Source organism: Pseudarthrobacter sp. MDT3-1 (assembly GCF_054510755.1).
On the sequence record NZ_JBTNDX010000018.1, the window covers coordinates 14,838 to 26,320 of the forward strand.

7 protein-coding genes and 1 pseudogene are annotated in these 11,483 nt (G+C 66.1%); 6 read left to right on the top strand and 2 right to left on the bottom strand.

Translation table 11 applies throughout. The features are described 5' to 3' along the window. Positions 1-9: 9 nt before the first annotated feature. Positions 10-1,239, bottom strand: coding sequence for an NAD(P)/FAD-dependent oxidoreductase (locus ACX80X_RS14355; protein WP_252614887.1), 1,230 nt, complete (start codon positions 1,237-1,239; stop codon positions 10-12). 248 nt (positions 1,240-1,487) lie between these two features. Between ACX80X_RS14355 and ACX80X_RS14360 the strand changes: the two genes are divergently transcribed. The 6 genes and pseudogenes from ACX80X_RS14360 to ACX80X_RS14385 all read left to right on the top strand — a co-directional run bounded on the left by ACX80X_RS14360 (position 1,488) and on the right by ACX80X_RS14385 (position 10,624). Beyond that, positions 1,488-1,838: a bifunctional 3-phenylpropionate/cinnamic acid dioxygenase ferredoxin subunit gene (locus ACX80X_RS14360; protein ID WP_252614864.1), complete on the top strand. Its 351-nt coding sequence runs from the start codon at positions 1,488-1,490 to the stop codon at positions 1,836-1,838. A gap of 35 nt (positions 1,839-1,873) precedes the next feature. Then, positions 1,874-3,838: a BCCT family transporter gene (locus ACX80X_RS14365; RefSeq protein ID WP_459312452.1), complete on the top strand. Its 1,965-nt coding sequence runs from the start codon at positions 1,874-1,876 to the stop codon at positions 3,836-3,838. A gap of 9 nt (positions 3,839-3,847) precedes the next feature. Further along, entirely contained in the window at positions 3,848-4,831 is a 984-nt protein-coding gene (purU, locus tag ACX80X_RS14370) for a formyltetrahydrofolate deformylase (protein ID WP_252609415.1), read from the top strand. A 36-nt stretch (positions 4,832-4,867) separates the two neighbouring features. Next, positions 4,868-7,375 carry a GcvT family protein gene (locus tag ACX80X_RS14375; RefSeq protein ID WP_459312455.1) on the top strand — a complete coding sequence of 836 codons (2,508 nt, stop codon included), beginning with the start codon at positions 4,868-4,870 and terminating at the stop codon, positions 7,373-7,375. Between the two features lie 103 nt (positions 7,376-7,478). Next, a pseudogene (locus ACX80X_RS14380) lies at positions 7,479-8,605 on the top strand (HNH endonuclease signature motif containing protein); the annotation flags it as partial. Positions 8,606-8,902: 297 nt separating this feature from the next. Then, positions 8,903-10,624 carry an alkaline phosphatase D family protein gene (locus ACX80X_RS14385; RefSeq protein WP_459312457.1) on the top strand — a complete coding sequence of 574 codons (1,722 nt, stop codon included), beginning with the start codon at positions 8,903-8,905 and terminating at the stop codon, positions 10,622-10,624. Here the strand turns inward: ACX80X_RS14385 and ACX80X_RS14390 are convergent. Continuing rightward, a complete protein-coding gene (locus ACX80X_RS14390) occupies positions 10,621-11,445 on the bottom strand; it encodes a PhzF family phenazine biosynthesis protein (RefSeq protein WP_252602928.1) in 825 nt (274 codons plus the stop codon). The two genes, ACX80X_RS14385 and ACX80X_RS14390, sit on opposite strands and share 4 nt — an antisense overlap. Positions 11,446-11,483 lie beyond the last annotated feature (38 nt).

Sequence of the window (11,483 nt, forward strand, 5' to 3'; positions counted from 1 at the left end):
GCAGGGTTTTCAGGACACGACGGCGGCCCCCACGAGTCCGGGAACGTCCAGCCGGACGGGTGCTGCCACGCCGGGTGCCGCGGCAGGTGCCGCGAGGCTGCGCCGCCACTTGGTAAACAGCCGCGGCTGGTTCATGCCGAGGACCGCCACAGCGACATCATCGCGGTAGTAGACGGCGAGGCAGCAGTGCGCGTTGACGTCGCCCACTTCGATCTCCACCCGGTCGTAGCCGGCGGAACGGCCGGCGAACTGCAGCTTCACGCCGTACTGGTCGGACCAGAAATAGTGCGGCTTGGCCGGGCGGGGCGCGGCGTCGGCATCCAGGAGTGCTTCGACGGCGATGGCGGCACGCTCCAGGGCGCCGGTCCAGTGTTCAATCCGGCGGTGCGTGCCCGTTGCCTGGTCGAACCAGGCGGCGCAGTCGCCCACGGCCACGATTCCCGGCATGCCGGTCCGTCCCATGGCGTCGCACAGCACGCCGCCGCGCAGCTCCAGGCCGGAGCCCTCCAGCCAGCCGGTGTTGGGCTCGGCTCCAATGCCAACCACGACGACGTCGGCGGCCACGTAGCGTCCTCCGGCCAGTCGGATTCCGGTGACGTTGCCTTCGCCGCTGTAGAAGTCCTCGATCACGGCAGAGGAAATGAGCTCCACTCCGTTGACGGCGTGCAGGCCGGCAACCACGCCGCCCATCTCGGTTCCGAGCTGCGCGGCGAACGGCACGGGCTTGGTGTCGATCATGGTCACTTCCATGCCCCGCGACGCGGCGGCTGCGGCAACTTCGGCGCCGATGAAGCCGGCACCGATCACGGCCATCCTGCTTCCGGGCACCAGCTCGGGGGCAAGGCTCTGTGCGTCCGCGAGCGTGCGGAGCGTAAAGACATTGCTGAGACCGGCCAGCGTGGGCAGTCGCCGCGCCCTGGCGCCCGTCGCGATCACGATGCCGTCCGACTGTATGGTGCGGCCGTCCTTAAGGTGGATGGTCCGGGACGACGCATCCAGGGAAACGGCCTCGGCACCCAGCACCCACTCGGCCGCCAGCTCGTCGGCGTCGGTCTCCAGGAAGAGGTCCTCTGCCGAGATCGCGCCGAGCAGGAAGTCCTTGGACAGCGGCGGGCGGTCGTACGGCCGGTGGGGTTCATCGCCGATGATGACCAGCCGTCCGGTAAAGCCTTGGGCGCGGGCCGCCCGGGCGGCGGAAAGACCCGCCAGGGAGGCTCCGATAATCGCAAGCGTCTGCATCAATACGGCCTCTTTCAATTGCTTCTTACGCAACAACAATCGCTATATGCAACAGCGTGATCTATGCCACGGTCACTGTCAAGGGTGGAAAGCCAGGAAGTCGGGAGGCCGCAACAGAAGGAAAAACCCTTGACAAGTGCTGTGAGCTACCCCACTCTGTTGCTTATGGCGATTGCTGTTGTTCACTACGGAACTTAGCGGCCATCGCGGCAGACACAAGGGTCCCCGAAGAAACAAGAGGTCCACCCATGCACAAGGCATGCCCGCTCAGTGAACTGGCTCCCGGGGAAGCGCTGCGGCTCAATACGTCGCCGCCCATCGCCGTCTTCCACACCGAGGAAGGCGAGCTCTTTGCCATCGACGACACGTGCACCCACCAGGACGCCTCGCTGGCGGACGGCTGGGTGGAGGACTGCTGGGTGGAATGCCCGCTGCACGCCTCCAGGTTCAACCTGCGCACGGGAAGCGTCGACGCGCCGCCGGCCAAGCTGCCGGTGCGCTCCCACGAAGTAACAGTGATCGACGGCGACATCATGGTCACCGAATCCGCGGAGGTCCCCAACCTTCCCCCAGGCCTGACAGTGGACGGCCACGTCTAGCACCAGCCCATGCATCCGAACAAAAGGACGTGCTCATGGCTTTGAACAGCGACACCCGCGCGGTCAACGAAATCCGCGTTGATACAGACTCCCTTCCGATAACCGGCCACCATCAGCTCGCGGAGGCCGAGGACACCGAACAAATAATTCAGGAACTGCGCCAGACCCGGTCCGAACAGGCTGTAGCGGAACGGCGGAACCGTAAGCTCACCCTCGACAAGGCCACCTTCGGCATCACCGGTGCCCTCGCCCTGGCGTTTGTGGCCTGGGGTTTCCTCGGCAGGGACAGCCTGTCCGCCACCTCGACACTCGCCCTCGACTGGGTCATGGAGTACACCGGCTGGCTCTTTATGGTCCTGGCCTCGTTGTTTGTGGTCTTTGTCCTCTGGCTGGCGCTCGGAAAATGGGGCAACATCCCGCTGGGCAAGGACGGGGAAAAGCCTGAGTTCAGGACGGTCTCATGGGTCTCCATGATGTTTGCCGCGGGCATGGGCATCGGCCTCATGTTCTACGGCGTGGCCGAACCGCTCTACCACTACATCTCTCCGCCCCCCGGAACCGTGGACGGCAGGACACCGGCCGCCATCCAGACGGCCATGGCCACCTCGATCTTCCACTGGACACTGCACCCGTGGGCCATGTACGCCGTCGTGGGCATCGCCATGGCCTACGGCACCTACCGTCTGGGCCGCAGGCAGCTGATCTCCGCAGCGTTTACTTCGCTGTTCGGCATCAGGACTGTGGAAGGGCCTGTGGGGAAGTTCATCAACATCCTCGCGATCTTTGCCACGCTCTTCGGCACGGCCGCTTCCCTCGGCCTAGGTGCACTGCAGATCGGCAGCGGCCTGACATCGAACGGCTGGATCGGCGAAATCGGCACCCCCGTCCTGGTGGCTATCGTCGCCATCCTGACGGCCTGTTTCGTTGCCTCGGCTGTCTCCGGCATCAGCCGCGGCATCCAGTGGCTGTCCAACATCAACATGGTCCTGGCCGTGATCCTGGCGCTCATCGTCTTCATCGCCGGGCCAACCCTGTTCATCCTCAACCTCATCCCCGCCGCAGTAGGAGACTACGCCAGAGATCTGGCCGAAATGTCCTCCCGCACGGAGGCCGTCGGTGACGAGGCGTTGCGCAAGTGGATGTCCGGCTGGACCATCTTCTACTGGGCTTGGTGGGTATCCTGGACGCCTTTTGTCGGCATGTTCATCGCCCGGATCAGCCGGGGTCGAACGATCCGCCAGTTCGTTACCGGCGTCCTGCTGGTCCCCAGCATCGTCAGCGTCATCTGGTTCGGAATCTTTGGCGGAACCGCCTTCCATGTCCAGCAGGAAGCGGACAAGGCGGGCACGCCCGGCCTGGTGTCCATGGCTAACGGAACGCCTTCCATATCCTTCGACGGCGCCCTCTTCGACCTGGTAAAGAACATGTCCATGCCTGCCTGGCTGACCACGGCGGTCATTATCCTGGCCATGGTCCTGGTGGCCATTTTCTTCATCACCGGAGCCGACTCGGCGTCGATCATCATGGGGTCACTGAGCTCCAATGGGTCCTCCGATCCGAAACGAGGCCTCGTGATTTTCTGGGGCCTCCTCACCGGGGCGGTGGCGGCCGTGATGCTGCTTGCCGGCGGCGACCAGCCCTCGGAAGCGCTGTCTGGCCTGCAGCGCATCACCATTGTGGCGGCCCTGCCGTTCGTGCTGGTCATGCTGCTGCTGTGCTTTGCCCTCGTCAAGGACCTGCGCCGGGACCCGCTGTCACTCCGACGGCGGCTGGCGACCTCCGTGGTCGAACGCGCCATCCGCGACGGCGTGGACCAGCACGGCGGAGTCCAGTTCGACCTGGTGACCAGGCATGAGTGCGGCGGACGTTGTTCAGCCGACACACGGTGCCCCGGCGACGCCACGAACGGCGATGACGCGAACGGTCACCCCGCGGCCGACGATGCCCCAGACAGCCATTCCGCAACCGGCGGCTCCACCAAGCCCACGCCGGCACTCTAGGAGACAATCGTGACCACCATCATTGAAAGCCGCCCCCCGCGCAGCGTCACGGCCGTAGCGGGTGCCGCGACGGCCGCCGCCAAAACCCGTCGCGCCGAATTTGTCCTCACCCTGTCCTGCCCCGAACAGCCCGGCATCGTCCGGGCCGTGACGGCCTTCCTGGCAGACCGCGGCTTCGACATCGTGGAGCACCAGCAGTTCGACGACCACGTCAGCGGCAATCTGTACCTGCGCACGGCCTTCACCGGCGGCTCCGGCGCCGGCGACCGGGCCCGCCCGGATCCTTGTTTGGGCGGGCTCGACCAGCGGAACCCCAGCACCGCGGAGAGCCTCACCGCAGAGTTCGCGCCGACGGCCCACGAATTCGGGATGGATTTCAGCATCCACGACGGCAGGCCGCAGCGGCTGCTGGTGATGGTCTCGAAGTTCGGGCACTGCCTGAACGACCTGATTTTCCGCTGGCAGGCGGGCAGCCTGGGTGCGGAGATCGCCGTCGTGGTTTCCAACCACGAGGACCTGCGCGCCATGGCCGAATCGGCTGGGCTGACGTTCATCCATGTCCCGGTGACGGCGGGCACTAAACCTGAAGCGGAGGCCCGGCTGCTGGAACTCGTGGCCGAGTACAACGCGGACCTGGTGGTCCTGGCCCGCTACATGCAGGTGCTGTCCAACGACCTGTGCACCAGCCTGCGCGGCCGGGCCATCAACATCCACCATTCGTTCCTGCCCGGCTTCAAGGGTGCCAAGCCGTATCACCAGGCCTACGACCGCGGCGTGAAGCTCGTCGGGGCAACGGCGCACTACGTGACGCCCGACCTCGACGAGGGCCCCATCATCGAGCAGGAGGTCTTCCGGGTGGACCACAGCCTGGATGCCGAAGCCCTGGTGACCGTGGGTAGGGACGCCGAAACGCAGGCCCTGTCCCGCGCCGTGAAGTGGCATTGCCAGCACCGAGTCCTGCTCAACAACACCCGCACCGTCGTATTCCGCTAACGCGAACACCCTCCAAGCCAAACAGGAGAACCACTTATGAGCGCATCACCACGCGTTGTCATCATCGGCGCCGGCATCGTCGGCACCAACCTCGCGGACGAACTCGCCACCCGCGGCTGGACCAACATCACCGTTGTGGAACAGGGGCCGCTGGAGCTGGCCGGCGGTTCCACCTCGCACGCCCCCGGCCTCGTCTTCCAGACCAACCCGTCCAAGACCATGACGGAATTCGCCAGCTATACGGTGGACAAGCTGCTCTCCCTCAGCGCCGACGGAGTGCCCTGCTTCAACCAGGTGGGCGGGCTTGAGCTTGCCACCACCGAGGCCCGGCTCCAGGACCTCAAACGCAAGCTCGGCTACGCCACCTCCTGGGGTATCGAAGGCCGGATCATCGACCCCGACGAGTGCGAGAAGCACTACCCGCTGCTGAACACCGGCGCACTTGCCGACGGGCGCCGCGTCCTGGGCGGCCTTTACGTCCCGAGCGACGGCCTGGCCCTCGCGGCCCGCGCGGTCCAGCTGCTGATCAGCCGCGCACGGCAGGCAGGCGTGACATTCCTCGGCTCCACCGCCGTGACCGGGATCGAACAGGCAGGCGGCAAAGTCACCGGCGTCGAAACAGCCGACGGCGTGATCCCGGCGGACATCGTGGTGTCCTGCGCCGGCTTCTGGGGCCGCGAACTCGGCAAGCTGGTGGGACTGAAGGTCCCGCTGCTGCCGCTGGCGCACCAGTACGTCAAGACCACGCCGCTGAACGAGCTGCGCGGCCTCAACGATCTTCCCAACGGGGCCAGCAAGCCCATCCTGCGTTACCAGGACCGCGACCTGTACTTCCGTGAGCACGGTAGCCGGATCGGCATCGGCAGCTACGCACACAAGCCGATGCCCGTGGACATGGACCAGCTGCCCCGCGTTGGCGCGGAGGAGATGTCCGATCACCGTATGCCTTCCCGCCTGGACTTTACGCTGGAAGACTTCGCACCCGTCTGGGAGGACTGCCAGGACCTGCTGCCGGCCCTGCACGCAACCCAGATCAATGACGGCTTCAACGGCATTTTCTCCTTCACCCCGGACGGCGGACCGCTCATGGGCGAGTCGCCCGACGTCGGGGGCTTCTTTGTTGCCGAGGCGGTCTGGGTTACGCACTCGGCCGGCGTGGCCAGGGCGATGGCCGAGCTGCTGATCGAGGGCCAGTCCCGCACGGACCTGCACGGCTGCGAGCTCAACCGTTTCGAGAAGGTCCAGACGTCCGACCAGTACGTCAGCGAAACGTCGCAGCAGAACTTCGTGGAAATCTACGACATCCTGCACCCGCTGCAGCCCAAGGAATCTCCGCGGGACCTGCGCGTCAGCCCGTTCAACGCGCGGCAGAAGGAACTCGGGGCGTTCTTCCTGGAGTCCGCCGGCTGGGAGCGTCCGCACTGGTTCGAGGCCAACCGCGGCCTGCTCGAGGAGCTGCCGGCGGAATGGCAGGCGCCGGAGCGGGACGAGTGGGCGGCGATGTTCCATTCCCCCATCTCCGCGGCCGAAGCATGGAGGACGCGCACCGCCGTCGGGCTTTACGACATGACGCCGCTGAAGCGGCTGGAAGTCAACGGGCCGGGCGCCCAGGCGCTGCTGCACCGCCTGAGCACCGGCAATATCGCCAAGAAGCCGGGTGCGGTTACGTACTGCCTGCTGCTGGCGGACGACGGCGGCATCCGCAGCGACGTGACGGTGGCCCGGCTCGCGGAGGAACAGTTCCAGCTGGGTGTAAACAGCAACGTGGACTTCGACTACCTGCGCGTCGAAGCCAGGAGGCAGTCAGCCGCGGATCCGGCCCAGTGGGTCCACGTCTCCGACATCACCGGCAGCACGTGCTGCATCGGGCTGTGGGGACCGCTGGCCCGCGAGGTGATCGGGAAAATCAGCGCGGACGACCTCAGCAACGACGGCCTGAAGTACTTCCGGACCAAGGAAATTTCCGTGGGCGGCATCCCCGTCACGGCCATGCGGCTCTCCTATGTCGGTGAGCTTGGCTGGGAGCTGTACACCACTGCCGAGTACGGGCTGAAGCTGTGGGACCTTCTGTTTGAGGCAGGGCAGGAGCACGGCATCATCGCGGCCGGGCGTGGCGCCTTCAACAGCATGCGGCTCGAAAAGGGCTACCGGCTCTGGGGCACTGACATGACATCGCAGCACCACCCCTACGAGTCCGGCCTGGGCTTCTCGATCGCCAAGGACAAGGAAGGCTTCGTGGGCTGGGAGGCGCTGGCCGTCCGCAAGGAGCAGCCCGCCACCCGGGCGCTGCGGTGCCTGACGGTCGACGACGGCACGTCCGTTGTGCTGGGCAAGGAACCCGTGTACGTCAACGGCGAGCCTGCCGGGTACGTCACCAGCGCTGCGTACGGCTATTCGGTGCGCAAGCCGATCGCGTACGCCTGGCTGCCGGCGTCGGTCTCTGTTGGGGACTCGGTGGAGGTTGAGTACTTCGGGAAGCGCATCGCCGCGACCGTCACGGCCGAGCCGCTGTTCGATCCCGGCATGGAGCGCCTGCGCGGCTGAGCAAAAACCCCGGGGGTTGCCGCCTGGGCTCGGTGGTTGAGCTTGTCGAAACCCGGCAGGCTCAACCATGTCGCTTGAATGTCAGACCCTCCCACGAGGATTGATGCATGGGAAGCGGAGCGGTGGCGAAGGCATTTGCGGATATTTGCCTGGACATTCTTGCCTGGACATTCTTGCCTGGACCGCCGGGTCGGAGCCGCGGTTTGCCGCGTTGAAGGCCCAGGCTGCGGCGAAGTACACGGACAATATTCACTCGATGGCACCTCCCGCCGCGTCAGCGCAGGCGCAGGAGGCATCGGTGGCAGCGGAGATCGCGTGCGTCCTGACAATCGGGCCGCGCGCGGCGAGTGTGTTGCTGTCCGAGTCCCACGAGCTCACCACCCGTGGCTGCCCTGCCGGGGAAATGCCCGCCTCCCGGTTCCGCCACAAAGCCCGCATCTGGCGCTAACGCCACCACACGGAGAGCATCGAGAAGCGCCACGCCAAAGGCGTCCTGGACCGGCGGGTGTAATACACGCCGGACAAGGACGGCATGGCCTGGCTCGCGGCGTATTTGCCTGCCGACCAGGCGGCAGCGATCTGGAACCGCACCACCGCCCTCGCGCGTGGTCTGCAGGGCCCCGACGAGAACCGCAACCTCACCCAGCTCCGCTCCGACACCTTCGCCACCGCACTCCTCGGCGGCGGCCGTAGTCTTGGCCACGGTGGGGACGCGGGGAACCCCGGGAAAGTCCCCACGCCCCGGGCCGAGGTCTTGGTGACGGTGCTGGTGTTCTCCCTGCTCGGCGCCACCGATGAACCAGCCATGCTCGACGGGTACGGCCCGATCCCACCGTCCATGGCTGGGGACCTCGTCGCCAACGGAGCAGACTCGTTCTACCGGGTCCTGGTTGACCCGCGGGACGGGTCCTCGCTGGAGATCGGCCGCAAGAGTTGCCGGCCCAGCAAAGCGATGCGGCGGTGGCTGCGGATGCTGGACGGCCGATGCCCTTCCCGGGATGTTCCAACCAGTCCCTGGACAACGAAGCGGACCACGTCGTGGCCTGGCATCAGGGCGGAACCACCGGCGTATCGAATTTGGGCCAGTCATGTCTCCGACACCACCGGCTCAGACACACCAGCGCCTGGAGACCCACCCCAGCAGCCAAAAACGAGCCACCCCGCTGGATTTCACCCTCCGGCCGGCACTACAAGAGCGAACACCAGGACTGGGAACCACCTCACTGGCCCCGGTGAACAAAAACCGGAACCCAAACCGGAGCTGAACTCGGTGCTGACATCAGACGGGCGCCTAGCATCGCGTGAAGGCCGCGGTCACCCCGACTTTGTCCACAATGCACTCTCCCTGGGAGAGAAAGGCTTGGAGCGTTTCCTCCACGCCGCCGTCTGACGAGTGCCCGAAAGCAATGTGTTCCCGCCTCGACTCGGCTGAGCACTTGAACGAACGTGGAGGCAGGCCGCTGGTGTTTCCTCGGCTCTTTGGCCGTAGCCATGGTTGCCGCGGGCCGGAACGGGTACAACTTAGTGATGACGACTTCCCTGGTGCTTGGTCCCATGATGCGGTATGTGGATGAGACCTCGGCGAGCATCTGGGTGGAGACCCGGAGCGATTCCCGCGTCACCGTCCGGGCCGGACAGCAGAGCTGGGCGGCGCGTACTTTCGCGGTGCACGGCCACCATTACGCGCTGGTGGAGGCGGACGGAATTGAGCCAGGATCAGTGCTTCCCTACACCTTGGAAATCGGCGGCGTGCAGGTCTGGCCTGAGCCGGGCACCGGGTTTCCGCCGCCGGTGATCGCGACGCTGAAGCCCGGCAAGCCGCTGCGCATGGCCTACGGGTCCTGCCGCACCAGTGTCCCGCACGACGAGTCCGGCAACCGGACGCACGGCGTCGACTCGCTCCGCGCCTACGCACTGGCGATGGCCTCCGGCGGCGACCTGCCGTGGCCGGACCTGGTGGCCTTCCTCGGAGACCAGGTGTACGCCGACCTGACCAGCGAACAGATGCAGCAGTTCATCCGCGCCCGCCGCGACATCAGTGCACCGCCTGGTGAGGAGCTCAAGGACTACGAGGAGTATGCGCACCTCTACAATCTCGCGTGGTCCGACCCGGCGAACAGATGGCTGCTGTCCACCCTGCCCAGCGCCATGATCTTCGACGACCACGACATCCGCGACGACTGGAACGCTTCACTGAGCTGGAAGAGGAGCATGGAAGCCACCTCGTGGTGGCATGAGCGGATAGTTTCGGGGCTGTCCTCCTACTGGGTCTACCAGCACCTGGGCAACCTGTCGCCGCAGGACCGGCTTACCGATGCCATCTGGCAGCGGATCGCCCGGCACCGGAGCGAGGCTGAGCTCGACCTCAGCGCGGAACTGGACAGCTTCGCTGAACGCGCAGACCGGGACCCGGAATCCTACAGGTGGAGCTTCTGCCGGGATTTCGGGGACACACGGCTGATAGTGGTTGACTCCCGAGCCGCCAGGAACCTGGTGCCGGAAGCCCGCGCCCTGCTTGATGATGAGGAGATGGTCTGGCTCGACGGCCGGATGCGCGGCGGATTCCGCCACGTGCTGGTGGCAACGTCGCTGCCTTTCCTGCTGCCGATGGGCCTGCACCACGTCGAGTCGTGGAATGAGGCCGTTTCGGAAGGCGCGTGGGGGAAGCGCGCCGCCCGGGTCGGCGAGAAGCTGCGCCAGGCGGTGGACCTGGAACACTGGGGCGCCTTCCAAAAAAGCTTCCAGGAGGTGGCCGTCATGACCGCCGAGGTCGCGGATGGCAAGCGCGGCCCGTCACCGGAGACAGTCACGTTCCTGTCCGGGGACGTGCACTTCTCCTACGTCGCGGAGGTGAAACGCTCCTCGGGCAGCCGGATCATGCAGGCAGTCTGTTCCCCGATCCGGAACCCTCTTCCCCGGCTGATGAGATACTTCGGGGCCGCCATGGCCTACGGCCTGGCTGCGCCGATTGGGGGCCTGGTGGCCCGCTCCGCGCGTGTGCCGGACCCGCCGTTCCGTTGGACACGCGTCGAGGGACCCTGGTTCAACAACAACCTGGCCAGCCTGGAGATTGTCCCGGAAGGGCTGGAACTGTGGTGGCAGACAGGCGTCGTGGAAGACGGCGACGAATTGCACCCACGGCTCGAGACTGTGGCATCCTTCACCGTGGCGTCCCGGAGGGAAAGCAGGAGCCGATTTAGTGGGCGGGGTTTTGATAGGCTCAACCGCCGCCGGGCGGCACGAAGCTAGGCCGCCAGCCACACCCTGCCTTCGAGGTACCGCACGCACGTGCCGGAGAGCAGGGTGCGCTCACCTTCCACACGGCAGAGCACGGTCCCGCCGCGCGCCGAAAGTTGGCGGGCGGACAGGACCGTGCTGCCCAGCCTGCCGGCCCAGAGCGGTGCCAGCTGGGAGTGCGCCGAGCCGGTCACCGGGTCCTCGGCAATGCCTGCCCGGGCACCGAAGAACCGGGAGACGAAGTCGTGGCCGGTTCCATAACCCTCCGCCGTGACGACGACGCCCCGCACCGGCAGCTTCGCAAGCGCCACAAAGTCGGGGGTCAGCGTGCGCACGGTCTCGGCATCCTTGACGACATGGATGAGGTCGGTTGCCAGGAAGGCCTCGAGAGCCGGGACCCCGAGGGCTTCTGATACGGAGGGGTCGACGGCCACGGGTTCAGGGACCTCGGAAGGGAAGTCCAGGATGAAGCCGTCACCGTCGCGCTCTACAAACAGCCAGCCGCTGCGGCTCCAGAATTGCAGCCGCTTGGCGTCCGGGTGAACGTCCGTGAAGAGGTACGACGCCGTGGCCAGGGTCGCGTGCCCGCAGAGGTCCACTTCAATGGCCGGCGTGAACCAGCGGAGGTGGTAGGCGGGCTGCGAGGAGTCGAAGGGCGTGGCTTCGTACGGGATCGCGGCAACGATAAAGGCCGTCTCGGAGAGGTTGTTCTCCTCGGCCAACTGCTGGAGGACACCGTCAACCAGCCAGCCCTCCAAAGGCATTACGGCTGCTGGATTCCCCTCGAAGGGCTTGGTGGCGAAGGCGTCGATCTGGATCAGGGGTATATGCATGCCTTTCACCGTAGCGGCAAACTGGACTGCAAAGTTAG